This is a genomic window from Aliihoeflea sp. PC F10.4, assembly GCF_054612275.1.
In genome coordinates this window covers 36998-63709 of sequence record NZ_JBTSWH010000005.1, presented here as the reverse complement: position 1 = coordinate 63709, position 26712 = coordinate 36998, and the positions used below count along the sequence as shown (strand labels likewise).

The 26712-nt window shown below is 58.9% G+C and carries 25 protein-coding genes and 2 pseudogenes; 13 read left to right on the top strand and 14 right to left on the bottom strand.

Annotated features, from left to right (window positions below; translation table 11 throughout):
- The first annotated feature begins 17 nt into the window (after positions 1-17).
- The 6 genes and pseudogenes from ACX82Z_RS23870 to ACX82Z_RS23845 all read left to right on the top strand — a co-directional run bounded on the left by ACX82Z_RS23870 (position 18) and on the right by ACX82Z_RS23845 (position 4023).
- The gene (locus ACX82Z_RS23870) at positions 18-1103 is read left to right on the top strand and encodes an NAD(P)-binding domain-containing protein (RefSeq protein WP_033410555.1); all 1086 of its coding nucleotides are present in this window, start codon (positions 18-20) and stop codon (positions 1101-1103) included.
- A gap of 156 nt (positions 1104-1259) precedes the next feature.
- A pseudogene (locus tag ACX82Z_RS23865) lies at positions 1260-1757 on the top strand (Tn3 family transposase); the annotation flags it as partial.
- 182 nt (positions 1758-1939) lie between these two features.
- Complete coding sequence (locus ACX82Z_RS23860) at positions 1940-2149, top strand: ribbon-helix-helix protein, CopG family (RefSeq protein ID WP_459912384.1); 210 nt, start codon at positions 1940-1942, stop codon at positions 2147-2149.
- Between the two features lie 401 nt (positions 2150-2550).
- Positions 2551-3051 carry a replication protein RepA gene (locus tag ACX82Z_RS23855; RefSeq protein ID WP_459912382.1) on the top strand — a complete coding sequence of 167 codons (501 nt, stop codon included), beginning with the start codon at positions 2551-2553 and terminating at the stop codon, positions 3049-3051.
- A 123-nt stretch (positions 3052-3174) separates the two neighbouring features.
- The gene (locus ACX82Z_RS23850; RefSeq protein WP_459912380.1) at positions 3175-3738 is read left to right on the top strand and encodes an RNA-binding protein; all 564 of its coding nucleotides are present in this window, start codon (positions 3175-3177) and stop codon (positions 3736-3738) included.
- 3 nt (positions 3739-3741) lie between these two features.
- Positions 3742-4023, top strand: coding sequence for a type II toxin-antitoxin system RelE/ParE family toxin (locus ACX82Z_RS23845; protein ID WP_459912379.1), 282 nt, complete (start codon positions 3742-3744; stop codon positions 4021-4023).
- Here ACX82Z_RS23845 and ACX82Z_RS23840 read toward each other — a convergent pair.
- From ACX82Z_RS23840 to ACX82Z_RS23825, 4 genes are all read right to left on the bottom strand, one after another.
- Complete coding sequence (locus tag ACX82Z_RS23840) at positions 4020-4328, bottom strand: hypothetical protein (protein ID WP_459912377.1); 309 nt, start codon at positions 4326-4328, stop codon at positions 4020-4022. The two genes, ACX82Z_RS23845 and ACX82Z_RS23840, sit on opposite strands and share 4 nt — an antisense overlap.
- Positions 4328-5011 carry an AAA family ATPase gene (locus ACX82Z_RS23835; RefSeq protein WP_459912375.1) on the bottom strand — a complete coding sequence of 228 codons (684 nt, stop codon included), beginning with the start codon at positions 5009-5011 and terminating at the stop codon, positions 4328-4330. Before ACX82Z_RS23835 ends, ACX82Z_RS23840 begins: the two co-directional genes overlap by 1 nt.
- A gap of 118 nt (positions 5012-5129) precedes the next feature.
- The gene (locus tag ACX82Z_RS23830) at positions 5130-5624 is read right to left on the bottom strand and encodes a hypothetical protein (protein WP_459912373.1); all 495 of its coding nucleotides are present in this window, start codon (positions 5622-5624) and stop codon (positions 5130-5132) included.
- Between the two features lie 162 nt (positions 5625-5786).
- On the bottom strand, positions 5787-6398 hold the full coding sequence (locus tag ACX82Z_RS23825; RefSeq protein WP_459912308.1) for a recombinase family protein: 612 nt from the start codon (positions 6396-6398) through the stop codon (positions 5787-5789).
- Positions 6399-6518: 120 nt separating this feature from the next.
- Here ACX82Z_RS23825 and ACX82Z_RS23820 point away from each other — a divergent pair, with 120 nt between their 5' ends.
- Positions 6519-9401, top strand: a complete 2883-nt coding sequence (locus ACX82Z_RS23820; RefSeq protein WP_114669594.1) for a Tn3 family transposase — start codon at positions 6519-6521, stop codon at positions 9399-9401.
- Positions 9402-9439: 38 nt separating this feature from the next.
- Here the strand turns inward: ACX82Z_RS23820 and ACX82Z_RS23815 are convergent, their stop codons facing one another.
- Genes ACX82Z_RS23815 through ACX82Z_RS23805 form a run of 3 tightly spaced genes read right to left on the bottom strand, consistent with a single transcriptional unit; the run spans position 9440 to position 11668 of the window.
- On the bottom strand, positions 9440-9709 hold the full coding sequence (locus tag ACX82Z_RS23815; protein WP_459912371.1) for a hypothetical protein: 270 nt from the start codon (positions 9707-9709) through the stop codon (positions 9440-9442).
- Positions 9699-11372, bottom strand: a complete 1674-nt coding sequence (locus ACX82Z_RS23810) for a type IV secretory system conjugative DNA transfer family protein (RefSeq protein WP_459912370.1) — start codon at positions 11370-11372, stop codon at positions 9699-9701. The genes ACX82Z_RS23815 and ACX82Z_RS23810 overlap by 11 nt, the downstream gene beginning before the upstream one ends.
- Positions 11369-11668: a mobilization protein gene (locus ACX82Z_RS23805; protein WP_459912369.1), complete on the bottom strand. Its 300-nt coding sequence runs from the start codon at positions 11666-11668 to the stop codon at positions 11369-11371. The genes ACX82Z_RS23810 and ACX82Z_RS23805 overlap by 4 nt, the downstream gene beginning before the upstream one ends.
- Before the next feature lie 264 nt (positions 11669-11932).
- Here ACX82Z_RS23805 and traA point away from each other — a divergent pair, with 264 nt between their 5' ends.
- The 4 genes and pseudogenes from traA (at position 11933) to ACX82Z_RS23785 (ending at position 17128) form a co-directional block, all read left to right on the top strand.
- Positions 11933-15604: a Ti-type conjugative transfer relaxase TraA gene (gene traA / locus ACX82Z_RS23800; protein ID WP_459912367.1), complete on the top strand. Its 3672-nt coding sequence runs from the start codon at positions 11933-11935 to the stop codon at positions 15602-15604.
- A gap of 123 nt (positions 15605-15727) precedes the next feature.
- A pseudogene (locus tag ACX82Z_RS23795) lies at positions 15728-15871 on the top strand (IS630 family transposase); the annotation flags it as partial.
- Between the two features lie 523 nt (positions 15872-16394).
- Positions 16395-16580: a hypothetical protein gene (locus ACX82Z_RS23790; RefSeq protein WP_459912366.1), complete on the top strand. Its 186-nt coding sequence runs from the start codon at positions 16395-16397 to the stop codon at positions 16578-16580.
- Between the two features lie 317 nt (positions 16581-16897).
- Positions 16898-17128, top strand: coding sequence for a DUF6118 family protein (locus ACX82Z_RS23785; RefSeq protein WP_459912388.1), 231 nt, complete (start codon positions 16898-16900; stop codon positions 17126-17128).
- On the opposite strand, the gene ACX82Z_RS23780 is transcribed toward ACX82Z_RS23785, so the two are convergent.
- From ACX82Z_RS23780 to ACX82Z_RS23760, 5 genes are all read right to left on the bottom strand, one after another.
- Positions 17125-17973, bottom strand: a complete 849-nt coding sequence (locus ACX82Z_RS23780; protein ID WP_459912364.1) for an ABC transporter permease — start codon at positions 17971-17973, stop codon at positions 17125-17127. The two genes, ACX82Z_RS23785 and ACX82Z_RS23780, sit on opposite strands and share 4 nt — an antisense overlap.
- 31 nt (positions 17974-18004) lie before the next feature.
- Positions 18005-19048 (bottom strand): ABC transporter substrate-binding protein, encoded by a 1044-nt coding sequence (locus tag ACX82Z_RS23775; RefSeq protein ID WP_459912362.1) that lies wholly within the window; start codon positions 19046-19048, stop codon positions 18005-18007.
- Positions 19049-19083: 35 nt separating this feature from the next.
- A complete protein-coding gene (locus ACX82Z_RS23770) occupies positions 19084-20142 on the bottom strand; it encodes an ABC transporter ATP-binding protein (RefSeq protein WP_459912361.1) in 1059 nt (352 codons plus the stop codon).
- Positions 20143-20886 (bottom strand): ABC transporter permease, encoded by a 744-nt coding sequence (locus ACX82Z_RS23765; protein WP_459912359.1) that lies wholly within the window; start codon positions 20884-20886, stop codon positions 20143-20145.
- 93 nt (positions 20887-20979) lie between these two features.
- Positions 20980-21966, bottom strand: a complete 987-nt coding sequence (locus tag ACX82Z_RS23760) for a dipeptidase (protein ID WP_459912357.1) — start codon at positions 21964-21966, stop codon at positions 20980-20982.
- A 123-nt stretch (positions 21967-22089) separates the two neighbouring features.
- Between ACX82Z_RS23760 and ACX82Z_RS23755 the strand changes: the two genes are divergently transcribed.
- The gene (locus ACX82Z_RS23755; RefSeq protein ID WP_459912356.1) at positions 22090-23472 is read left to right on the top strand and encodes an aminotransferase-like domain-containing protein; all 1383 of its coding nucleotides are present in this window, start codon (positions 22090-22092) and stop codon (positions 23470-23472) included.
- A 77-nt stretch (positions 23473-23549) separates the two neighbouring features.
- Here the strand turns inward: ACX82Z_RS23755 and ACX82Z_RS23750 are convergent, their stop codons facing one another.
- Positions 23550-24836 carry an NAD(P)/FAD-dependent oxidoreductase gene (locus tag ACX82Z_RS23750; RefSeq protein ID WP_459912354.1) on the bottom strand — a complete coding sequence of 429 codons (1287 nt, stop codon included), beginning with the start codon at positions 24834-24836 and terminating at the stop codon, positions 23550-23552.
- Positions 24837-24982: 146 nt separating this feature from the next.
- On the opposite strand from ACX82Z_RS23750, the gene ACX82Z_RS23745 reads away from it, so the two are divergent.
- Entirely contained in the window at positions 24983-25732 is a 750-nt protein-coding gene (locus tag ACX82Z_RS23745) for a FadR/GntR family transcriptional regulator (protein ID WP_459912352.1), read from the top strand.
- Here ACX82Z_RS23745 and bhcD read toward each other — a convergent pair whose 3' ends face one another.
- A complete protein-coding gene (gene bhcD / locus ACX82Z_RS23740) occupies positions 25733-26698 on the bottom strand; it encodes an iminosuccinate reductase BhcD (RefSeq protein ID WP_459912350.1) in 966 nt (321 codons plus the stop codon).
- Between the last annotated feature and the right edge of the window lie 14 nt (positions 26699-26712).

The window sequence follows — 26712 nt, the reverse complement described above, 5'->3', positions numbered from 1 at the left end:
GCCCTCGCCAGCTATCCGTGAGCCATGGTTCGGAGGAAATAGACGTTCTAGTGATCGGCGCGGGTCAAGCGGGACTCGCAGCCGGCTATTATCTTGCCCGACCAGAGCTTTCATTCCAAATCGTCGATCGCCATGCCCGCGTCGGCGACAGTTGGCGCCATCGCTACGATTCCCTGACCCTGTTCACTCCGCGCGCATTTAGTTCGCTGCCTGGTCTTGCGCTCGATGGGGACCCAGAAGGCTATCCAACGCGAGACGAGTTTGCGAATTATCTCGAAACCTACGCCAGCCATTTCGACCTACCGGTGCATTCCGGAAATGGTGTGGCTCGGCTCGAACGCCGGGCCGATGAGCGGTTCGCCGCGCAACTCGACGATGGCAGGTACATAGTAGCGAAGGCAGTGATCGTCGCGACGGGTGCGTTTCAGAAACCGATAATCCCAACGATTGCTGCCGGCTTCGACAGCGCAGTCAAGCAACTAACACCGGAAAGTTATCACAATCCCAGTGATCTCCCGCTTGGCATGGTCCTTATTGTCGGAGATGGAGCAAGCGGACGCGACATCGCAGCCGAGCTGGCTTTGACCCATGAAGTGGTGCTTGCGGCTGGACGCAGCCGCCGTCTGTTTCCCGAGCGCATTCTGGGCCAGAGTACATGGTGGTGGCTGCACACATTGGGCTTGATGAGAGCAAGGCCCGAATCGACGATAGGACGCGTGATGCGGCGCGCGGACCCCTTTCCTGACAGGGATCGGAGCCTTGACGACTTGGAACGAAGGGGCGTAGCCGTCGCGAAACGCTTAGTCTCTTCACAAGACCGCCTCGCATTCTTTGCCGATGGATCGAAACGGGTGATCGATTCCGTCATCTGGTGCATCGGATATCGAGACGATAGCGCATGGCTCCAGATTCCAGGCAGTACCCGTTCCAACGGAAGCATTCTGCAAGAAGGCGGCCTTTCTCCCGTACCGGGCCTTTTTCATCTAGGACGTCCGTGGCAGCGAAATCGTGCTTCAGCCCTCGTGATGGGCGCTGGTGAAGATGCTTCCGCAGTTGTCGCCGCATGCGCGAAATTCTGCTCCGGTCGCGACGTGCCGGTATGATAGGTCGCGGTGACGTCGGCCACCTGCAGCGTCTGGTTTCAGAAGCAATGACCTGCCTCAGGGACGTCCCGGATGGCGTCGCTTGTTGCCCGACCGCGTTGGTACCGTCCAGCAGGTTCCTACCGTGAATCTATGTCCCAATAATGCACAGGGGCCATGATGATACTGGACAGGCGCGTGGGCTGGCATCGGCTGCTGCAGATCAAACCCAGCCTTGAAGCCATGGTGGAGAACGGCGACATGTCACCGCTGGTGCTGGCGACCGAGCAATATGGGAACATCCGCAAGTTCGCGGGGGCCTTCCTTCAGGCATTCACATTCCGCTCGCACCGCCGGCACGATCCGCTGCTTGCGGCGGTCGCGATCCTGAAAATACTTTATATGGAAGGGCGTCGTGTCCTGCCGGATCGCGTGCCGGTCGGCCATTTGGGTGCGAACGAAAAGAAACTGATCTTCGAGGATGGCAAGCCGGATCGGCGGCTTTATGAAATCGCCACGTTCGCTCATTTACGGGACCGGCTTCATTCGCGCGATGTGTGGGTCGAGGGCAGCCGGTCATTCCGACCGATAGACGAAGATCTCATGCCGAAGCCAACCTTTGTCGCTCTGAAGGCGCAAGATCAGCTCGGCCTCGGTGTCCCGTCCGACTGCGCTGGCGCTGCGCGCTGCGCGCTGGATCTTGCCGTCAATAGTATCGCGACCGGTCAATGTGTGAGTCGGAGGGAATTGCCCTCGCCATATCTGCGATGTGACGGGTAAAAGCACGATATTTCAGCGTCTTAACATAAGGGGTTGCAGAATCGGGCAAATATCCGTTTCCTGTAACGATGAGTCATGTGGAGAAAACAGCGATCCGCGACAGAGTTTCCGCTCATAGAGAGCGATTGCGGGCTGCTGGACGTGTCTATGTGAACACGGATCTTCCTCACGAACTGATCGAGCTGATCGATCAGACAAAGGAATCAGAGGGGGTGCGAGGACGCACGCCCATCATAGAGCAAGCCTTGAGGTTTTATTTCGAGAAGAAGCGCGAGGGCATAAAATGAAAAACCCCTAGCCGTTAGCCGCGGCAAGGGGTTTTCGGATTTCGGAAACGACCGTGTTGGGCATCTCCCTGAATTGATCCCAACATAGTCGAGCAAAGCCTGTCCTGCAAGAGTGAGTCTTGCGGGAAACAGCGAAGCTATGTCCCGCTTTCCACAGGACATGCCCTCCATGGACGGAGGACGAAAAGACCATGTTTGAATCTTTAGGGGCGGTGCTCGATGGAGCGCCGGCCGAACGGGAACGCACGCCCGTTCGAAAGCATAGCCGCGCCGCTGGACGATGCGAGGGTGTATTCTGGCGGCGCACAGATCGGAAGCAGGTCCGCCAAATCGTGCTGGCGGCACGACGCTATGAACTGGCGAACAAACAGCCTGGTAGCCGCAATGGACCTCTTGGAGGCGTGGCGATCGAGCTGGTCGAGCTGCTCGCCAATATGGTGAACTTCCGCACCGGGCAACTCGATCCCTCAATTGAAACCCTCATGCGCCATCTCAGGCGCTCGCGTGACGCGATCGTGCGGGCGTTGAAGGCGTTGCGGGCGCATGGCTTCCTCGATTGGCTCCGGCGCTATGTGCCGACCGGCAACGAGGGACGCGGCCCCCAGGTGCAGCAGACCAGTAATGCCTACCGCCTGTCCCTGCCACAACGTGCCCTGCAGTTCCTTGGCCGTTGGGGCGAAGCCCCTCCTCCACCCGATGATTACGCACAAGCCGAGGCCGAGCGCATGGCCGAGATGGCGGCGCACCGGGCGAGCCTCCCCAGGGACGAATTGGCCTTGTTCGAAGTTGGCGATAATCCGCTTGGGCAGGCATTGGCCAAGCTCGCGCGTTCGATGAAACTACGTGAGTCCGCCAGACAGACTGAATCCCCATCTAGTTCTATTAAAGATAGAGAAAAATAGCCGGACGTCGCCGTTCGGGCTGCCTGAGCAGCCTTGCGACGATTCCGACCCGCATAAAACGCGGGTCGGCGCGGCACTCTCTGAGCCTTAAACCGCACTGACTCCACTTGCGGTAAGCGTCCAATGGCTTTTGAAAAAGAAAAGAAGCAAAGCCGTTGCGAGATTGGAGGTCTTGTGCAACTATTGGATAAACGCGTATTTCTTATCAGAAAGGTTGGCATGCAGCCGGACACGATTGATGGCAAAACCGTCAAAAATCTCGCTATCGCCCACGCCCTCAATGGTGCTGTCGTCATTGGCCAGCCAGGAGGCTTTGCCGTTCTCGTCAAATACGGGGCGAATGAAAGAGCTGTGGCTGCCCAACGGTCCCGCCGCATGCGCATCTGGCGGAATCTGAACACGGCCGCCGCTTATGTTAGCGACGAGCTCGGACTTGCCAGGTTCGAAATCGACATGACCGAACATGATCCGGCCGCCGTGGAACGCAAACGGCCCGATACGGCGGAACGTCAGCGCCAGTTACACGAGGCCGGCGAACACGATGCATGGTTCCGTGGCCAAGTGCAAAAGGCGCTCAATGGTATCGAGGATGGCTCGAACCGTTCAATTTCCGAAGAGGAATGGGCGGGAAAGGCGCAGTTGAAGCGAGCATATCTCCAGCGTATTATTGGCACGCTGGATCGTTGATACATGCGGATTATCCGGCGTGATTCCTATTCTATCGACCTCGACAGGATCGTTGACCATATTGCCTTGGACAATTCTTCGGCAGCGCTCGACATGTGGAATGATATTGAACGGCAGGTCGAGCGATTGCGAGACTTTCCCCGTTCGGGCCGTGCGGGGCGAATACCGGAAACACGGGAGCTGGTGGTGTCAGGAACGCCTTATATCGTCGTGTATATGGTGTCCGAGAACGTTGAGTTGATCCGTGTTCTGCATGGCGCGCAGCAATGGCCGCCCGAAAGCTAGACTCCGGATTTCCGCATAAGCTCGTCTAGTGCCTCGCCGTAGGAAAAGCCCGTTTCATTGCAATATTGCTTGAAGCGGTTGATGACGTCGATCGGGGCCCGAACAAATGCTTGATCCAATGGCTCGCTGGCCTTTCTCACGCGCTTTATGCGTTGGACCGGTTCTCGGCTTTGGAAGCCGGCCCGGTCAGCTGCACGATCGGCTGCCTCCTGTTCTTGCATTGTATTGACCTTCTCCTCCTGGCGAGGAGCAAAGGCCGATAAATCCAGCTTATTGGTTTTCCCAAATCCGAGATCGTTTGTCATCAGGCCGCCCTCTCCGTCGAACTTGATCGCAATAGTTCCAGGATTTCTGCCGTGAGCTGGATCGCGTTCTCAACGGCAGCATCAAGGCCATTCACCTTCAGCGGGTCTAGTTCGAATAGACTCAGGCGCTCCATAAACATCGCGTTATAGGCCTCACGCCTGTAGAGATGGGTGTTCAACACCGGAAGCTCGTTCGAGCGCATCTGGACCGAGATTTCTCGCTCAATCCGGCGGGTGAATGGAGGTGGGCTGGTTCTGTTGAACGCAAGAGTGAAATTTAATCGCCGCCCGATGTCCTCTTCACTTTCCCGAACCAGACCCACAGCGCGCGCAGCTTGTTTCGCATCCAGGGCGCTTCCTCCAAGTGGGATAAGTGTGAGGTCCGCCCGAATGATTGCCCTTGATGCAAGCCGGCTGGCCGTTCCTTCAAGATCTACGAACACAAACTGCGCTTCCGCAGCCGCGGTATTGATCAAGTCTCGAATATTCGCTTCCGTAGCATCGCTGATAACCTTGATCGGAAGCTTACTTTCTCCAGATCGCCAATCCGTGATCGGCTTATTTGGATCCGCGTCGATGATGACAACGGACCCCCCTTGCTGGGCAAGGGTGGAGGCAACTGAAAGAATGGTTGTCGATTTTCCAGCTCCGCCTTTCGGGTTGGCTGCGCATATCACGGGCATTGGAATGCTCCTCGGAAACTTAGGAGTTTTTTTATCATGCAATCATGAACGCTTTCTGAATGAAAGCTAGATAGCAATCTATCTTGAGAGCAATCAAAATTGCGATGTGTAATGATATCTAAATTGATATCAAGGAAGATTTCAATTCTGTCAACTTGAGAAGGCATAGGCGCTCCCAAATCGCGCCGTAGAGCGCCGAAGGGCCGCCAGTGACGATGCCCAGGTGCATCAGCGCCGAGACCGCCTTTCCCCATCTGGCCGGTTCGGGACGCGGCCCCTTGAGCTCCTCGCGCAAGCGCTCAATCACCTCTTCATCTGGAATGCCCGGACGGGGATCATCGGCGGCGGCCTGTATGCCGCGCTTGAGCAGTTCCCGGCGAAGATCGGCATGGGGTTCCAACTCTTTATGCTCGCCCAGGATAACAAACACGGCTTCGGACGGGTCGAGGAATTTTCCTTGTTCGATCCTGTCTAGCAGCCATAGGGCGAGGGCAGGGGGAAGATAGGCTTCAAACCTCAGCCCACCCTTGGCCGTCTGATCGCGAAGTCGCTTGGCTTGCTCGACAGCATGAGCCTGGTCGGCCGGATCGGGCCATTCGGTTGCATTAGTCATTTGGGGTTTTCCCGATGAGAAATAGTTTCGTCGCTAGGTGAAACTGCTTTGCCTTTCCTCGCCCCAATGAGGTGCGGCCCCATGTTTCGGTCAGAAGTCCACGTTCGATCAGTGGGTCTATGACCTCCTGGGGTCTGATGCCGGAGAGTGCAGAATCCTACGCTAAGCGCTGAGAACTCGTTTCCCGTAATCGCGTAGACTGCCGTTCGGGTCGACATACCGGTAGAGCGTGACCGGTTTGACCCCCAATTCCTTACAGAGCTCTGAAACCGATGTGTCGCGGCTAGCCATTGCGGCCTGAGCCATGCGGACCTGCGCTTTTGTCAGCGCAAACTTTCTTCCTCCCTTTCGGCCGCGCGCGCGGGCGGCTTGGAGCCCCGCCATCGTGCGTTCGCGGATCAACTCGCTTTCAAATTCGGCAAGCGCAGCAAAGATGCCGAATGAAAGCCTTCCAGCCGCAGTCGTTGTGTCAATCTGCGCCCCTTGCCCGGTGAGAACTTTGAGGCCAACGCCACGCTCGGACAGCATGCTGACGGTTTTGACAAGGTGGTGGAGGCTACGCCCCATACGGTCGAGCTTCCACACAACCAGTACATCGCCTTTGCGTAATGCCTTGAGGCAGGCCTCCAGACCGGATCGGTCATCCTTCTTTCCAGATGCCAGGTCCGAATAGATCTGACCTTCTTCGACCCCTGCTCCGACCAATGCATCTCGCTGTAAATCGAGGGACTGGCTGCCGTCGGCTTTCGAGACCCGTGCATAGCCGATCAGCATGTTTCACAAACGTTCGTTTGAGGTGTTCTGGAAAGCGGCGCGCTTTCGGCCATCCGAACAATTCCTTATTCAATATCTTAATCATCAATACGCAAACCATAAGTGGAAAGCAAAAGAAATATGGCGCATCGTACTATCCTCACCGAGCGTCAGCGCTCAGTACTTTTTGATCTTCCGATCGATGAAACGGCGATGTTGCGCCACTACATCCTTGCGGACGACGATCTGGAAATCATCCGCGCCCGCCGCCGCCCCCACAATCGTTTTGGGTTTGCTCTCCAGCTTTGCGCATTGCGCTATCCCGGTCGGTTGTTGACCCCGGGCGAGGTCATTCCAATGGAGATCACGCGCTTCCTGGCAGCGCAACTTGGGCTGAAGTCAGACGATCTGGCTGGATATGCAAGCCGCGAAGAAACGCGTCATGAACACCTGGCGGCCCTGCGGGATCTCTATGGCTACAAGATGTTCACTGGCCGAGGGTCGCGCGACCTGAAGGCCTGGCTGGAGAGAACAGCCGAAACCGCCCGATCGAACGAGGATTTGGCGCGGCGTTTCGTGGAACAATGCCGGGCGACCCAGACCATACTACCGGGGATCACGGTTATCGAACGCCTTTGCGCGGATGCACTCGTTGCTGCAGAGCGACGGATCGACGCTCGGATTGCCGACCGGCTGGATGATGAGATGTGCAGCCGACTTGACGCCTTGCTGACGGAAACGGCGGACAGTTCTGTCACCCGCTTTGTCTGGCTGCGCCAGTTTGAGGTGGGCCAGAACTCGGCGGACATGAACCGGCTGCTCGACCGGTTGGAATTCTTGCAGGCCATGGCCGTGGACAGAAGCATCCTGTCGGGTGTGCCACCCCACCGTATCGCGCGCCTCCGAAGGCAAGGGGAACGATATTTCGCAGGAGATCTGCGGGATATTTCAGGCGACCGCCGCCTTGCCATCCTCGCAGTTTGCGCTTTGGAATGGCGCAGTGCCATTGCCGATGCTGTGGTCGAAAGCCATGACCGGATTGTGGGGAAGACGTGGCGTGAGGCGAAACGCGTATGCGATGCTCGGGCAGATGACGCCAAGGCTGCTTTGAAAGACACCTTGCAGGGCTTCTCAAATTTTGGATCAGCTCTGCTGGAAGCATATGAAGATCAGGCCTCCCTGATGGAGGCCGTCCAAAACGCCGGAGGCTGGTCATCGCTGAGGGGGCTTGTTTCCACCGCCGCCCAACTGACCGACACATTGGCGGCTGATCCACTGGCACATGTTGTTCACGGGTATCATCGCTTCCGACGCTATGCGCCGCGCATGCTCCGGGCGCTCGATATTCAGGCGGCCCCGGTGGCCGAACCGTTGCTTGCCGCCGCCGACATCGTCGCGGGTACGGAAACGACAACTACCCGGCCACTGACCTTTCTGCGCCGGGCTTCGAAATGGCATCGACACTTGAATCACGACGATGGGAACCGGCTTTGGGAGGTGGCGGTCCTGTGCCACCTACGCGACGCATTCCGTGCCGGCGACATCTGGCTCGCACATTCCCGCCGGTATGGTGATCTCAAGGACGCGCTGGTTCCGACGGAAGTTGCCAGGGCCACGCCAAAACTGGCCATGCCGTTTGAACCGGAGCTCTGGCTCGCGGATCGAAAATCTCGCCTAGCAGATGGCTTGGAACGACTGGCCCGCGCCGCCAGGGCGGGTGCCATTCCGGGAGGTTCTATCGAAGATGGCGTGCTCAAGATCGACCGTCTGACGGCCGCTGTCCCCGAAGAGGCCGATGCCATGGTGCTCGATCTCTACAACCGCCTGCCAGAGATCAGGATCACAGACCTCCTGCTCGAAGTGGATGACGAGATCGGCTTTACCGAGGCCTTCACCCATCTGCGCACCGGCGTTCCATGCAAAGACAGGGTCGGCATGTTGAACGTGCTGCTGGCTGAGGGGCTGAACCTTGGCCTCAGCAAAATGGCTGGGGCCACGAACACCCATGATTATTTCCAGCTCTCGCGCTTGTCGCGCTGGCATGTGGAAAGCGAGGCGATGGCACGCGCCTTGGCCATGGTGATCGAAGGTCAATCTGCCTTGCCGATGGCCCGGTTTTGGGGCGCAGGGCAGACCGCTTCGAGCGACGGGCAATTCTTCCCGACCACGCGCCAGGGCGAGGCGATGAACCTGATCAACGCCAAATACGGCCATGAACCCGGTCTGAAAGCCTATACCCATGTCTCTGACCAGTTCGGCCCTTTCGCCACCCAGACCATCCCGGCCACGGTGAACGAGGCCCCTTACATCCTGGACGGCCTGTTGATGACAGACGCAGGTCAGAAAATCCGCGAACAGTATGCCGACACGGGCGGCTTTACCGACCACGTCTTCGCCGTCACTGCCCTTCTGGGCTTTCAGTTCATCCCCCGCATCCGGGATCTGCCATCCAAGCGCCTCTACCTCTTCAATCCGGCATCCTGCCCGAAAGAATTGAAGGGGTTGATCGGCGGCAAGGTCAGGGAACCTGTCATCAGCTCGAACTGGCCCGACATCCTACGCGCAGCGGCCACCATGGTGGCGGGCGCGATGCCGCCAAGCCAACTCTTGCGAAAATTCGCTGCATATCCCCGACAGCATGAACTTGCGGTCGCATTGCGCGAAATCGGCCGGATCGAACGGACGCTGTTCATCATCGATTGGCTGCTGGATGCCGACATGCAACGCCGTGCCCAAATCGGCCTGAATAAGGGCGAAGCGCATCATGCGCTGAAAAACGCCCTGCGCATAGGGCGCCAAGGTGAAATCCGTGATCGAACAGCCCAAGGCCAGCACTTCCGAATGGCCGGGCTGAACCTCCTCGCCGCCATCATCATTTACTGGAACACCAGACATCTCGGTCACGCTGTCGATAGTCGCCGCAGTGATGGTTTGGACTGCTCAGCAAACCTTCTGGCGCATATTTCACCCCTCGGGTGGGCGCACATCCTTCTCACCGGTGAATACAGGTGGCCCAAAAGATGACCAAACGGCCTTAGCGTAGGATTCTGCACTCTCCGGCATCAGACCCCCTCCTGGGCGGACTTGCGAGTCATGCCCGTCATCTCGGTCAAGGTGGTCAGCGACAGGGGAATCCCTTTGGTCTTCAGCGAGTAGAAGAGCGTTATGATAGCGATCTGCTTCAGCCCAGCGGCTGGCGTTTCATCTGGCAGAGTTCTGAACAATACCTCTTCGAGGATGTCATCCAAAAGCGATAGCTCGCGTGAGCGCGCTAAGAATAGTTCCTGTGTGGGGTTCCCTGTCTCCCCAGCATTCTTGTTCTCATGGAGCATCGAACAATCCTTTGAACTCTGGATCGGCGTAATAGGCGAGCTTGCCGGCGACGATCGGCCGTTGCCCGGCTAGGAACAGCAGTTCCGCATGTTGCGGAAGGTTGCGGACCTCATCAGGGGTGAGCAGCGGGCGGGCAACGTGCTGTTCGCCATAGGAGAGGCCGGACTTCTCGGAATCGAGCGCGCGGCCCATTGTCTGGAACACGACCGTCTCTTGCCCGAGTAGATCGGAGACGAGGCGGGCGCTTTCATGATCGTTGACGCCGAAGACTTGCAGGACGCCGGCGTTGGACAAGAACGTGCCGGCCTTCTGCCCATAGGTGGCGCGGAGCTGGTGGACGTCCTGCAGGATGGGCCAGAGCTGGACGCCGTAGCCGGCCATGAGGCCCATTGCGCGCTCGACGGGGGCCAGGTGGCCGAGGGCGGCGAACTCATCGAGCAGATAGAGAACTGGCGTAGCCAGTGGCGCGGACGGCGGGGCAGGGGAGCGCGCCATGTCGAGCAGGCTTTGCGTGATGACGAGGCGCAGCCATCGGGAATAGGTTGAGAGGCGATCGGGCGGCAGGACGAGAAACACGGTTGCCGCGCCGTTCTTGAGATCGGCAAAGCGGAAGTCGGATCGGCCGAGGACCGCCGCCATGCGCGGGCTATCGAGGAAATGGGTATGGCGCTGCGCGGCCGAGAGGACGCCGGCCGCCTCTCTGTCGGATTTGCCGAGGTGGCGGTTTGCGGCGCGGGCGATCAGGCCGCCCGCAGCGGTTGCGGCCTGCATGGTCTTAAGCAGCGCCGTGAAGGCTTCAGGGGCCAGCGTCAGGTTCTCGCGCAGGATGGAGAGCGTTCGCCTGTCGCGCGGCTCACTCGCGGTGATATGGAGGATGATACCGGCGATCAGGGCCTTGGCTTCCTCACTCCAATGCGCCTCGCCGGCCGCGCCGGGTTCGTCATAGACCAGGGCGTCGGCCAGGGTGCTGGCATCTTCGGCCACATCGAGGCCGAAGGGATCGAGCATGTCGAGCGGGTTGAACGCGGCCGAGCGCTGGCCGGTGACGCCGAATGGATCGAGGACATGGACAGGGCCGAAACGTGCCCGCGCGCGTCCGGCGATTTTCGCATTCTCGCCTTTGGGGTCGATGCAGATCACGGAGCGATCGGCGGTGAGCAGGTTCGGAATGATGGTCCCCACGCCCTTGCCGGTGCGCGTCGGAGCCATCGTCAGCAGATGAGCGGGACCATCATAGCGCAGCAGCTTGCCCGACTTTTCACGGCCAATCAGCAGGCCGGAACCGGATCGCGAGAGCGGGGCAATTTCTTTGTTGGTGGCGAAGCGGGCCGAGCCGTGGGTTTCACCATCCATGTCGCCGAAATGGAGGATCAGCGGATTGGTGATGAAACGGAAGGCGAGGGCGGCCAGCACCAGCAGCGTGACGAGATCGAGCGCGATGAAGGGAACCGAGCCGGGACCGAAGCCCATTTGTTCGAGGAAGAACCGGCCGCCGAAGCCGATCACGAACAGGGCGACGATGAGGATGAACAGAACCTTCAGCAGCGTTTGCCAGATACGGAAGGGCAGGGCGATCAGCGCGACGAAAGCCCATAGCGGATCGCGCGCAGCTTGCCGCATCATGTTCTTGAACGCCGCCCATGCAAGTGTCGCCTGGTTCATGTAGAAGCCGCCCCGCCGCTCGCAACGGGCGCGGCGGCAGTTTCCTTGAGCAGATCGTCAAACAGTTCCTTGTCGCCGTCGCGCGTCAGGAAGCTGGGCAGCTCGCGCCGCAGCCAGCTTGCGAGGTTCTTTGAGAAATCATCACGGCCCGTTTCGAGGCGATGTAGCACGAGCGCGCCGAGCAGCACCTTGCGGCGCGTGTCTTTGGCGCGTTCCTCTTTGCCGAGCCGAGCTTTCAGGGCGGCGCGCTGGGCGTCCAGTTGCGCAAGCCGTTCCTCAATGGATTTTCGGGCCATTTTTTCGCTTCCTTCTTTGATGCTTGGCGATTCTAGTCAAAAGGCAGAATTTTTCCAACCTTAGCGCTTCTGTCGATCTTCTTCCGGTTGAAAAGTCAGCCGTTTTGTGCTGCAAATTCGATGCTTAATGTTTCACTCAGACCGTGCCACAGCGCCACACCGTAGGCATGAGAAAGCGAAGTGAACGAATCATAAAGGGCGCACTTACGAGTTGCTAGGCAACTCAAGGCGCAGCAGAGCCGATAACAGGGAGCCAGATCGTCGTTGGCAATCTATCACGCCAGCATGAAGCCGATTTCTCGTGGCAGTGGGCGCAGTTCCGTTGCCGCCGCCGCGTATCGGTCTGGCGACAAGCTGACCAATGAACGCGACGGTCAGGTTCACGATTTTACTCGCAAGCAGGGCATTGCGCATGCTGAGATCGTATTGCCGGATGGGGTGTCCGTAGAATGGGCGAAAGACAGATCGGCTTTATGGAATGCGGCTGAGGCAGCCGAGCCACGCAAGGATGCGCGTGTCGCTCGCGAATTTGAGATTGCGCTGCCCCATGAGCTGGATTGCGACCAGCGCCGGGAGCTGGCGCGGGAGTTCGCCAACGAGCTTGCCAATAGATATGGCGCGGCGGTCGATATCGCTATCCATGAGCCGAATGGCGAAACCGACATTCGCAATCATCATGCCCACCTGTTGATGACGACGCGAACGGTCAGCGCGGAAGGGCTGGGCGGCAAGACAGATATCGAGCGGGACAACAAGTGGCTGCTGTCCAATGACCGGCCGACCACACATATGCAGCTTCGCGATATCCGGCAGTCTTGGGAGCTTTGCGCCAACCGGCATCTGGAACGGGCGGGGCTGGATGTTCGGATTGATCATCGGTCCCATTCCGAGCGCGGCCTTGAGCTTTCGCCGACCGAGCATATGGGCGTCCATGCCACGCAGATGCAGCGCCGGGGCGGGGAGGTCTCACGAGGGCGTCTCGATAAAGAGGCGGCCGAGCGTAATGCCGAGCTGATCCGCCAGAAGCCCGAACAGGTGCTGGCGGTCGTGTCGCGTGAAAAGAGTGTGTTCGACCGGCACGATATAGCGCGGGCGCTGCATCGTTATCTCGATGGCGATGCGCAGACCTTCCAGAATGCGTTTTCGTCGGTGATGGCATCAAAGGCCCTGGTCGAGCTTCAGCCGGCGAGCGAGGGCACGCTTGCCCGCTATTCGACCCGCGAAATGGTCGAGGTCGAAGGGCGCATGGCCGAGGCCGCGGTGCAGATGGCCGATGACAGGAGCTATCGCGTCGAGCCGCGGCATGTCGAAGTTGCGATGGGCCGGCAGGATGCGGCCATCCGGTCCAGCGTTGCCAGTTCGGTTGCGGCCAGGGTCGAGGCTGGCGAGCTGAATCGCAGCGAGGCGGACAAGGCTATCGGTACGGCGCGTCTATCCGACGAGCAGCGGGCAGCGATTGCCCATGTCACCGGGCCGGAGCGCATCGCGGCCGTTGTCGGATTCGCCGGGGCGGGCAAGTCCACGATGCTCGCCGCTGCGCGCGAGGCGTGGGAAGCACAAGGCTATCGCGTTCACGGTGCCGCGCTCGCCGGCAAGGCGGCCGAGGGGCTTGAGGAATCGTCGGGCATCAAAAGCCGCACCCTGGCGTCATGGGAGCATGGTTGGCACCCACCTAGTGGGGGCACTCCACGCGGCAAGCTGGGCCGTGGCGATGTTCTGGTCATCGATGAGGCGGGCATGATCGAAAGCCGCCAGCTCGCCCGCATCATTGTCGAGGCGCAGCAGGCAGGGGCCAAGGTCGTGCTGGTCGGCGATCACGAGCAGGTTCAGGCGATCGGGGCAGGGGCACCGTTCCGGGCCGTCACCGAGCAGATCGGTGCGGCCGAGCTGACAGACATTCGCCGGCAGCGCGAGGACTGGCAGCGTGTCGCGTCGGTTTCCTTCGCCACCAACCGCACGGCCGAGGGGCTTGCCGCCTATGCCGATCGCGGTCACGTCAAAATGCTCGAGACGAAAGACGAGGCGCGCGACTTCATCGTTCAGGACTATATGGCCGATCGCGCTGCGCGTCCGGACGGCACTCGAGTAGCGCTTGCACATCGCCGTGCCGATGTTCGCGCCCTCAATGCCGATATTCGCTCCCGGCTCCAGGACAAGGGCGAGCTGGCCAAGGGCAATGTGCCCGGCAAGGGCGATGACGCCGGCGAGGTCAGTTTGCAGACCAATGACGGCAAGCGCGACTTTGCACCGGGCGATCGCATCGTGTTTCTGGAAAACGATCGCGATCTTGGCGTCAAAAACGGCATGCTGGGCACCGTGGAGCGCGTAGACAGCGAAACGCCGGGTGTCGGCCCCATGCTGGTCGCCGTCCTCGACGGCAAGGATCGCGCTGTGAGCGTCCCTGTAGGCCGATACGGGGCCTTCGATCATGGCTATGCCACCACCATCCACAAATCGCAGGGCGCGACCGTCGATCGAGCCTTTGTCATGGCGTCGGCCACCATGGATCGGCATCTGACCTATGTGGCGATGACCCGTCACCGGGACGCTGTGCAGCTCTATGGTGACAGGCAGGAGTTTGCCGGGCAGTCGGGACAGGGGGGTAAGACGGGAATGCTGGTCGCGCATGGCAAGGCCCCGTTCGAGAACCAGGCCGGCAACAGCGAAAGCTATTTTGTGACGGTTCAGGATGCGTCCGGCCAGAAAAGCACGGCCTGGGGTGTCGATCTTGAGCGCGCCATGCGCGAGGCCGCGCCGGCGATCGGCTCGCAGGTCGGGCTTGAGCGGAAAGGATCGGAGAGCGTTCGTCTGCCGGATGGCCGGCAGGCCGATCGTCAAAGCTGGACCGTTCACAATGATCGTGACCTTGCACGCCAGCAGATGGAATCTCGTCTGTCGCGGTCGGGAGTCAAGGAAACGACGCTCGATTATGCGGCGGCCTATGCAGAGCGGCGGGGCCTGGCCGAGCGTTTCGGGATCAGGAGCGACATCGCAATTCCGCGCGAGGCGCAGGCCCGCACCCAGGATCTTGGACGGGAAAACTCCGCCCAGGATCTCGCCGCTCATTCTGGTGCATCCTCAGAGAAACAGGTGCGCCAGGAGATTGCGCCGGCGGCCGTTGGCGTCGATCTGCAGGAGCGTGGCCAGGTCGCACCGCTGGTGCCAGCGCAGACCAATCATGCGCGCAGCGTTGAAGCTGTGGCGCGCGAGAAGGCCGCGCCCGATTTTGATCGTCATTGGCAGTCGGTCGAGAAGCTGGCGAAGGAAGTTTACAAAGACCCCGGTGCTGTCACCGACAAGATGCGCAGCGCCATCGAGGGCGGCAAGGGCGAGCGCAACATGTCGATGGTTCTCAAACGCCAGCCGGAGCGGTTCGGGGAGCTGCGTGGCAAGTCCGGTCTGTTCGGCGCCAATGCCGAGCGCAAGACCGCCCTGAAACGCGCCGAGGCGATGAGTTCGCATCTGGACGCGGCTGGAAAGACATGGTCCCGACGCTACGGCGAGGAAAAGGAAGCTGAGCAATGGCGGCGCGACAAGAACGATCGCGTCGAGGTTCCCGGTCTGACACCGCGCAGCGAGGCGCTTTTGAAGCAGCTCGACCAGATCAGGGATGCCAAGGAGCGAAACGCCTTCATGGATCAGCTCGAACGTTCGTCGGAGGGCAAGCAGGCGCTCGATGAAGCCAAAACTATTGCCAAGGCCATGCAGAGCCGGTTCGGCAGCAGCGATCACCGCGATATAGACAAGGCGCTGGAACGCACCCGATCACAGCTTCCCGAAACTGCCCGCAATGTCGATCGGATCAAGGATGTAGCGCGGATCACGAACCGGGCGAAGGAAATTGTTATCCGGCGAGACTATGCCCTCGAACGGGCGCAACAACAGAAACTCGATATTCAGCGGGGCCGGACGCGCGATCGAGGGCTGGAACGGTAATTGAAAGCGTGGTCAGCGCGTCCTAATTACCAGACGCTTTGTAACCATGCGACAACGGCGTTCCGCCATTCGACCACAGCCAGATAATGGGGTTCGATCGTTTTCCAGGCCACCAAAGGTAGGATCGATATAGTAGAGCTTCGGTCGCGGGTCCTGAAGGCTTCAGCGGAAGGTATGTCGGCACGGCAAGAGGCGGCACGGTTCGGCGTGGGAGTATTCAGCGCGATCCGCTGGATTGCGCGGGCGCAGATCGGCGCATGGTGCCCCGCCCTCAACCAGCGCTGGAGCCTGGATGTCGTCTCGGACAAGAAACAGCAAATGCGCTGGTCTCTCCGAGGTGCCCACATGTTGATGCATGTCAGAACCGCAGAATTGAACAGAAAATACACGATCGATTTGCGCGCGCCGTTTCGAATCCCCGAGCCAGACATCGCGGTGGCATTCAGCGCCAAGCCGCTTCTGCAGCGAACTGCGTGACCCCAGTAAAGTTATTCCGTCTCGATTCCTCCGCCCTGCGAGTGTTTCTGGGATGGCCCGACATCGCCCTGCTGGCGATGTCGGACGGCACCGTCAAACGTCGCGATTGACCACATTCAGGAAACTCGTTCGAGCACTTCGATTAACAAGTTTTCGGGGCCGCGCAAAAAGAACATTTATATACCGGGGCGAGGCGTGTTGATGGCCTTGGCTATGCGGCCAGTCGCTGCCCCACAGGGCACTGACCTGAGACCCTCTTCTCCTCCGGCTTGAGAGAGAGTCCTGGAAATCGGGCGGGTTGTTGGAGACGCGAGTGCGGGCGGCGCCGTACTTCGGCGATTTCATGCTGGGTCTGCCCGGCGCAGTCGAGAACACGCGCGCCGCTCTGGCGGCCGGCGTGACCACGATCGGAAATCTCGGTCAGTATTTCACGTTCCGCCTGCCGGACTGGGATGACGATGTCGCCACCACCGAGGCGACCGTTACGGCGCTGGGCTGATCGCGGCGCAGCCCGTCAAGGTTTTGGTCCATTCCAACCTCGATGACGGCTTCGCGGTCTTTTCGCCGACGGCGCGCTCACACCGGCCATGCGATCAATCGATCAATCCGGTTCCGGTGACGGAGAACGGGAGAACGAGCGCATCCCCGATATCGACGAGATCATCGACGCCCAGACGTTTGCGTCCAAGCTGGTCGAGCACGCCACTGAAAGCCTGTCGATGCTCGATCTCGCCCCGGTCGATGCATTGGCGGCATGGATCATCGGGATCCGGCCGCCCTCATGTTGGCCATTGAGGCGCATCGGACCGCGCGCGGCTGGTCACCTCACCGGCAGAGGCGGACATACGGTCCTTACGCACGGCATCGAGCAGCCGCCCCATTCTCCGACAGCGGGCGCAGCACTATGCGGCCGTCCTTGAGCGTAGTGGCGAGAGCTTGATAGGGATGGCGCTTAGCCGGTTCAGCTTACTAGCCCATCAACTGGCGACGTCGCTGAGACGACGACTAACAAGTTTTACTCAGAAACCTGGGTGCCAGCGTCTCTAATTATTCTTTTCAACCTTCGATATCCGGAAGCTAATCATCAACGTCAACAGAACAGTGATTGAAATCATCAGCAAAGCCAGCGCTGCGCCCATCGGCCAGTTGTTCTGTTGGAGTATCTCGTCCGCCAGCACTGGCGCCATCATGCGAAAGCTCGGACCACCCAGCAATACGGGTGTGGCATAGGCGTTTATGGCCAAGATGAAAGATAAGATGCTGGCCGCGATTACGCCTGGCCGCGCCTGTGGCAATGTCACGAGATACCAGGTGCTAAGCTTAGTTGCGCCAAGGCTCAGCGCCGCCTGTTCCGCCGAGCGATCGATCCCGTCCAGAACGCTCTGCATGGTCAGAGCTACGAACGGCAAATTCACCGAAACAAGTCCGATGAAAACCGCGACCGGTGTAAACATTATGTCGACCGGCGTGTCGATGATGCCGACGAATATCGAGAACTCGTTGACCAATCCCTGCTGGCCGAAGGCTATCATCCAGCCTGCGGAGCGCACCGCATTGCCGATGAACAATGGCGTGATGACAAAGAACAGAAGAATGGATTTCCACCTCGCACTTGTCCGCGATAGAAATTGCGCAAGGGGCAGCCCAAGAATGATGCATGCGGCGGTTACAAGCGCCGCCATCAGGATCGTTTCAAGCAGTACCTTACGGTAGTAAGGGTCAGTGAAAGCCATCTGATAATTGGCGATCGTCAGGCTTTCGACCATAAACTGGCCAGGCACGAAGGCGTTCAGGCTGTACCTGAACATGAGCAGGAGAGGGAGAACAAGGAGCACGGCGATCACAATCGCCGCAGGCATGACCAATGATGTGGAATGTAAACGCCGGACCATGATCTCCCTCACTTGTTGAAACGTGGCTCGATCAACCCTTGAACACCCTGTCCCACCAACTCTTGAGCTGGGAGTCGTTGGCGGCGAGATATTCATTATCCTGGAACATGAACGCACTCTGCTGCTCGGGCGTGTAGATGACGCGGCGGGCGAGGTCTGGAGGCAACGTGACTCCATCGACTACCGGGGTGCCGCCTAGATCTTTTGCAAAGCCGATCTGCGCGGATTCCTCTAGTTGAGCATTTAGAAACTCATAGGCCCCGTCCACCTCGCGGGCATTCGACGGGATCGAGAAGCCTGTGAGATAGACCACAGACCCCTCTGAAGGAACCGCGATCTCGATCGGGACGCCGGCATTTTGCCAGAGAACGCCGCGTGAATGCCACATGATGCAAACCCAGCATTCGCCTGTCTGCAATGCCTGCGCCATCGCCTCGTTCGTTGGATAAACGCGGACGCCGCTTTCCTTCAGCTCGAGCAATTTCTCCTTGCCAGGCTCGTAGTCGGTGAGAGAGCCGCCAAATGCGAGCGCGGCGGACTCGATCGTTGTCTGGTACTGGATGTCAATCACGCCTACCCGGCCGGCATATTCCGGTTTCCACAGGTCGGCATAGGATGTTGGCGGGGTGGTTACTTTTTCTGGATTGTAAAGGATGACACGCGTCGTATAATATTGCGGAATAAGATATTCAGACTTGAGATTTTCCGGGATATGGGCGGCCATCGGAATCCGGGAATAGTCGATCTGAGTGATTGCGTCGTTTTTGAACATCTCGAACGATCCCGCTGCCGTCAGCGCGGCTACGTCCATCGAACCTCGCGGCAGGCGCCGCTCCGCTAAGAGTTTCACTTTTCGTGGCGCTTCTGACGCGCCATCATAGACCACATCATAGCCCTTGGGATTCACAAGCGGCGCGGATATGTAGTTCTGCAGGCCCGTCTGGTAATCGCCCCCCCACGTACCGACGACAACAGGTCGCGATTGCGCCCGGACGATCGAAGGCATCGCTATCGTCGCAACGCTGGCCCCTGCCAAAAGTGTCGTAAAGTTTCTGCGCGATATTTTTTCAGTCATCCTACTTACTCCCCTTTTTATTGTGGGTGTCTCGATCAGTCCGAGATAGGTTGAATCGCCGCCGTGCCTATCTCGTAATTTACAGTTTGTCCGGGACGGCACGGTTCTTGGCTGCTATCGCGCGACATATCGTTCTGCTGTCTCACGATCAGTCTCAGGTTTGGTGTTATGCGCAGGGCTATCTCTGAGTGCGCGCCCAGATAAACGACTTCTTCGACTGTTGCCGTTGGGCGTGCCAGGCCGCTGTCTCCAACCGGAGACAAAATAATCGCCTCCGGGCGCAGTACTGCGCGTCGCGTCGATTTCGGGAGGTGTGATCCCGGAAACGCAACATCATCCGTTGTCCAAAACATTCCGTCGCGGATACCTCCTTCCAGAAAGTTGGCAGAACCAATGAACGACGCCACGAACTGGTTGAAGGGACGCTGATAGACGTCCCGGCTGCTGCCGATTTGCTGAACCACGCCGGACTTCATGACAACGAGCCTGTCTGCCACACTCATCGCCTCTTCCTGGTCATGCGTGACCATTACGGTTGTAATGCCCAACTTTCTTTGGAGCTGCCGGATCTGCTCGCGGACTTCAAGCCGCAGTTTCGCGTCGAGGTTAGACAATGGCTCGTCCAAGAGCAGTACCTCAGGCTTGAAGGAGAGTGCGCGAGCGATGGCCACACGTTGCTGTTGTCCGCCGGATAACTCCTTCGGCAAGCGGGATGCGAGGTGGTCGAGTTGCACAAGGCGTAGAGCTTCGACTACCTGCAGATCGATTTCCGACTTGTTCGAGCGACGCCGCCTCAGCGGAAAGGCGACGTTCTCATAGACGCTCATATGCGGGAACAAAGCATAGTTTTGGAAGACAACTCCCAAATTCCGCCGGTATGGCGGCAGCCGGGTGATATCTTTGGGGCCAATCAGGATTTTGCCAGAATCAGCTTCGATAAAGCCGCTGATCATTTTGAGTGTTGTCGTCTTCCCGCAGCCCGATGGCCCCAACAGCACGACAAACTCACCCTCTGCGACATCGAGATCAAGGTTATCTACGGCCGTGAAGGAGCCGTATCGCTTGACCAAGTTTTGGATCTTGAGCGTCGCCATTCATACAACCCGGGTAAGTGGAACAAATTTGTTTGTTATGAGCAACGCGATGGCCACGATGGCTGTCTGAACCACGGATACGGCCGCGATAAGCGGATCGATCTTCCATTCCAAGTATTGGAGTATCGCGATCTGAAGCGTCGTCTGACCTGGGGAGACAAGAAACAGCGAAACTTCGAGGTTGCTGAAACTGACGACGAAGCCGAAGAGCGCCGCAGCGACCAGACCTGGCCAAATGCCCGGTATGGTCACGAGTAGAACAGATTTCACCGGTGAGGCGCCAAGGCTTTGGGCCGCGTGCTCGATCGTGATGTCGAAGCCGCTGAGGTTTGCCGTGATCAGCCTGACACACCAAGGTATGGTCAAGAGAACGTGACCCGCGATCAAACCGCTTCTGTTGCCAACCAATGGCAGATCCGTAGCGATCTCGACGAAGATGAACGCCACGTAAAGCCCAGCACCGATGACGATGGCGGGGACCGTTAACGGAGCCGTCAGAAAATGCATCATCAATTCGCGGCCGAGAAAATTACCACGAACGATGCCAAAGGATGCAGGTATTGAAACAGCTAGACCGATCGCCGTTGCAAGCAATGCCACTACAAAGCTGTTGACGAAGCCGTTTACGAATACCGACTGATCGGCGAGTTGCGCATACCACGACAAAGTGTATGCAGACGGAGGCAGCGCCAGAACCGCATTCTGGAAGAAGCTCAACCAGATGATCAGCAGCAACGGAAGCAATATAACTCCGAAGCCGATGACTACCATAGCGGCAAAAGTTACACTCTGGCCTACGTTCCTAAATCGATCCAGGCGTTCAGAATACATCGTCGTCTACCAGACGTCCCGCAACAGGCGAAGCCAGTTCTGTCCGAGTACCCTTTCTATGCGACTGCTGGCCCACCGGCGCCTTTGCATCGCAGTATAGATATTCGGGAATTCGGAGATTCTCTCCAGACCTTTCGGAAACGTCAGTTCACCGAATGTGGTGAGCCTTCTTCCGTTGCCTTGATCATGCATTACCCATTCCTGGAACGACCAAGGCTGGCCTTGCGAAAAGTCGGTCCCGATCCCGACATGTTCCTCGCCGACGAGATTGATCATGTACTCTAGCGTGTCGACGAAATCGTCTACTGTAGACACATCGCCCCGCTTTGGGAACAAGGGCGGGAAAACGGTTACCCCTACAAAGCCGCCCTTATTGGCGATCTTCTTCAATGTGGCATCACTCTTGTTTCGGGGGTGTGATTTGAGCGACGTGGGGCAGCAATGTGTGTAGGCAACGGGCTTAGAGGAAATATCGCATGCCTGATCGGCCCCGCGCTCGCCTACATGGGAGAGGTCAATCAGGATTCCCAGCCGGTTCAGTTCGCGGACGGCATCACGTCCAAAATCGGTCAAACCGTTATCGGTGCTCTCGTAGCATCCGGTGCCGATCAGATTTTGAGTGTTGTAGGTAAGCTGAATACATTTTACGCCTAAATCATTGTATATCTCCAGAAAATCAAGATTCCCGTCGATCCCAGACGTATTCTGCCAGCTGAGTATTATGCCTACCTTCCCTTCCTTTTTAGGAAGATCAAGCTCGCCAACCGTTTTGACTTGACGAATGATGTCATTGTTTTCACGGAACATCCGCTTCCAGTGCGCTACATTTTTCATCGTGTCAGAAAAATTTTCCCACACACTGCAGGTACAATTCGCCAACGTGAGTCCCGCGCTGTGCATTTCTTGAAAAATTGGTCGATCGAAAAGGCAAATCAACAGCGAGTCGACTACTACCAAATCCTCATACGACTTAGGGGCTTGTACATCGAGCATTGGGAGCCTTTGGAAACACGGATATGTGACACACGATAAAAGATGTGTGACATACAATAATTGGAGTGTCAACCGGATGGGACGAGAGCCTTGATAACTCGACAGAACGGAGGAAACGCAGCTGTGGATGGTGCACTCGACGCAATCTGCAAGGCTGTCCGCGAAGACCGGCAGCCTCAGCCGGTATACGTACGAATAGCCAATGCGCTGTCGTCCCACATCAGTGACGGCAACCTCAAGCACAGGGCTAAGCTTCCATCACACCGAGTTTTGGCGGAAGCGCTTGGAGTAAACGTCACCACAGTGACCAAGGCCGTGCGATTTCTGAAGGATCGAGGAGTCGTCTCTGCCAAGGCAGGCCAAGGCACGATCGTGCGCGGGAAAGAGCTGGACCATATGCCACCCGTATATGAGCGACTGCGCACCCTGCCGCGAAACGACCTGTCGGTCGTAAAGCGTCAGGGCGCAGTGTTTGGTGAGGCGGTTTCGGCGGCGATCGAACGCGTGGTCGGTAACGCCCGAACCATTTCGTCGCTACGCGAGTATCAACCGTCGGCCGGCTCTACCGATGTCAGACACATCGGCTCATTGTGGCTCACCGCTGCTGGCGTGAACGTTGCCTGTGAGCAGATCGCAATTACGGCAGGCGCGCAACACGCACTCTTCGTCGCGCTGGGAGCAACGATGAAACCCGGAGATGTCGTGTTGGTACCCAGTATTGCGTACCAAGGCATCAAGAGCGCTGCACAGATGCTCGGTTTGGGTCTGATAGGCGTCGATGTCGACGATGAAGGCATCATCGTCCAAGAAATCGAACGTCATGCCCACAATCCGCGTGTGAGGTCGATCTACCTCATTCCCACGTTGGACAACCCCAGATCCGTCACGTTGCCTCTGGAGCGCCGCAAAGCGATTGCCGAGATTGCCGATAGATGCGCTTTAAACATCATTGAAGACGACATTTATCGTCCCCTGTCGTTGATTGATTTGCCGAGCATGATTGAGCTTTACCCCGAACGCACGTTTCACGTTTCGTCCGTTGGCAAGGTGCTAGCCCCGGGACTACGGTGCGGTTTTCTCGCTTATCCAGCCGTCTTCAGGGAAAATGTCATGCAAGGCCTGCGCGCGACGGTTTGGATGGTCGACCCGATAACGGTCCGCGTCGTTCAAGACATCATTTCGGGGGACAGTATTCGCGATCTCGTTACCGACCTTCAAGAACTGCTGGTGAAACGCCATAGGGCCGCCATTGAACTTCTCGGAAATTGGATCAGCAAGCACTGCAGGCCAGAAGGCAATTGTTTGTGGGTGAGCCTGCCCCCAGAGATCAAGGCGCATGAGATGACGGAGTATCTGCGTATGGAGGGGGTCGGCGTCGTACCTTCGACTGTATTCACGACCGGATCAGCGCAAACCAATGCCTTGCGATTGTACAAAGGCTCGGCCACGGATGACGCATGTTGGGAAGACGCTCTGGTCCTCATCCAAAGGGCGATAGAGGCGTAACTCGCTCTAGACTAGGTGCATGCGTCGGCAAATTGACGGCTTGCACCGCAGTCACCACCGGCAGAGCGCGAGCGCCCCTAAAACCTGTCCGCGCGCAGCGGATGCAGATCAATCACGGGGGTATGCCCGCCGACGAGATCGCAGACGAGCCGCCCAGTGATGCCCGCAAGCGTGAGCCCTATGTGGCCGTGGCCGAACGCATAAACCACTCTCGGATCTGTGGGTGATTTCGAGATCACGGGAAGCGAATCCGGCATGGAAGGACGGTAGCCGAGCCACGTCCTGCCGGCGTCCCTCAATCCCGGCAGGAGAACGCGACTCATCTTCTCGATGACCGCGGTTCTCGCCGCCCGCGCGGGCTTGCCGAGCCCGCCCAGTTCGACCGTGCCCGCCGATCGCAGCCCCTCGCCCAGCGGAGTCATGTAGAAGCCGTACTCGGGATAGCATGTCGGAGCACTCAGAAGGTCCCCGTCGCGCGGGAAAAGGACGTGATAACCGCGCTCGACATCGAGCCGTATCCTGTCGCCGACGGTACGCGCTAGCTGGCGCGACCATCCGCCTGCCGCGACCACGACTTGATCCGCCTTAACCGAGCGCCCATCCTCGCAGTGTACAGCGATGTTTTGCTCACCCGGATCGATAGCCCGCGCACGGCCCTTCAGGAACTTGCCACCCTTCTTCTGAAACAATGCCGCCAGCGACTGAGCGTATCGCAGCGCATCGTCTATCCGGTATGCGTCGCTGAACAACAGCCCGTTGCTGTAGAGCGGCGCCAAATGCGGCTCGCGCTCCTTGACAGCCTTCCTGTCGAGTATCTCCATGCGCACGCCTTCGCGCCGCCGCAGTTCGATATCGCGATGAGCGCGCTGGAAGCTGGCCGATGACCGGTAAAGATAAAGGCATCCGTGCGACTTCTTCAGATGCGTCGCCTGCGCCTCTTCGAACAGCGGATTGTGCCCCGCCTCCGCCAACCTCATCAACCGGCCGAGGACGCCGACGATACGATCGAATTCCGTTTTGCTGGAAGCGCGCAGGAAGTCGACGAGCCAAGGCAGAAGCCGCGGTAGGTCGTCCCAGAAGATGGACAGCGGGCTGCTACGCTTCAAGAGCATGCCGGGTACGTCGCGCAGAATGCCCGGCGTTCCGACGGGTATGCAGGCGCCAAGTGCTATGGTGCAGGCATTGCCGAAGCTCGCCGCGTTCAAATAGGAAGCTCCGGGCAGCGGCGGCTCCGGATCGATGATCGCGACCGGATGCCCCGCCTTTTGCAGCCAAAGAGCTGCCGAGAGGCCGACGACACCTGCACCTACCACGACGACGTAGGAACGGCCGTCTTTCGGCATCTTCGGAAGCGCCGTGGGCATGGCTGTTTCTTCGGTCGTCGGAAGGAGCACGGGAGGATCGTCCCTCTAATCATATGAGTAGGCGCATTACTCATATAATTAGAGCTTGTGTCAACCGCAAGATTGATGTGTAGGAGGTTGTCCACGCAGCATGTCGGAGTCTCGAAATGCCGGAGCTCGCCCGAAGGCCCTCCCTATTTTCACACACGCTCAATCAGCTTGGCCGGCAGATCGTCAGCGGGCACTACGGCGAGAGCGGAATGATCCCGCCGGAACCCAAACTGTGCGAGCAGCTCGGCGCCAGCCGGGGCGTCTTGCGCGAAGTCCTGCGCGTGCTCAGCCAGAAAGGCCTGATTTCGGCGCAGCCGAAAGTCGGGATCCGCGTCGAGCCCGAACGCAACTGGAATGTCATGGATCTCGACGTTCTCAACTGGCTTTGGGAATTCGGCCCGAGAACGAATTACATCCGAGAATTCGTTGAGTTCCGACTGATCTTCGAACCCGCGGCTGCAAGCGCGGCCGCCAAGAATGCGACCGACGCCGATCGCAAGGAGATACTCGATCTTTACAATATCCTGGCGGAAGAAAGTGACCGCATCTCGGACAGAAGCTCCGACGAACACGCCCAGGACGCGGACCTGCAGTTCCACCTCGCCGTCTTTCGCGCGTCGCGAAACCGCCTGCTCGTCTACACCGGGACGTTGATCGGCCACATCATGCGGCAGCAGATCGCCATGACGACATCCACGCCCGGCGCATTCCGCGATGCCGTCCCGCTCCACCAGCAAATGGCCGAGGCTATTTGCAGGCGCGATCATAGGGAAGCGGAACGGGCAGCACGCGACAATGTCATCTGGACGCAGGATGCGCTCGACAGGCTCAATCGAGAACATCAGACCGCAGTGGCCGGCGAGTAACTACGCGTCGATTTCGATGGCCGTGCCACGGACCAGGGCAAGGTCGACGGCGGCGGAAGCCACGGCCAGGTCCTGAAGTCCCACACCGGTGCCGTCGAACAGCGTTATTTCCTCCGCGCTTTGACGCCCCGGGTGATCGCCGTTGACCACGTCGCCGATCGGCACGATCGCCGCTGCGTCGACCATGCCGAGCCTGAACGCGTGCTGGGTCTCGCCAATGGATGTCGACTGCGCCACTTCGTCGGTGAAGAGCGTCGATGCCGCGACGATTTCGGGAGCTACTTCCTGCTTTCCTTTCGTATCGGTGCCCATGCACGCCAGGTGGGTGCCGGGGCGGATCAGCCCTTCCGTGATGACCGGGCTGAACGAAGAGGTGATGGTGATGACGACGTCGGCCTCGCCGCACAGTTGCTCGAGGCTCACGGATTGGAACGGCAGGCCTTTCTCCTGCGCCACGCTTGCAAGACGCTCCAGCTTTTCAGGCGTCTTGTTCCAGGCCACGACTTTCTCGAACGGCCGTTGTTCGAGCGCGGCCCTGAGCTGAAACGTAGACTGGTGTCCGGCGCCCACGATGCCGAGCACTTTGGAGTCCGCTCGAGCCAAGTGCTTGATCGAGACAGCCGAAGCGGCAGCCGTCCGCAGCGCCGTCAGGAGATTGCCGCCGACAATGGCGCGGCAGCGGCCGGTATCGGCGTCGAACAGGAAGATCGTGGACTGGTGGTTGGTCAACCCCTTCTGCGTATTGTTCGGCCAATACCCACCCGACTTAAGCCCCAGCGCGAGGCTCGCGCGGTCGAAGCCCGACTTGAAGCCGTAGAGCGCATCGGCATGGCCGATGGTCTCGCGTATTACCGGGAAGTTGCGGGCCGACTGCTTTGCCATGGAAGCGAACGTCTGCTCGACCGCCACAAAACAATCGGCGGCCGATACAAGTCCGGCAATGTCGCGTTCGGGGATGATGATCATGATATCTCTGCCGG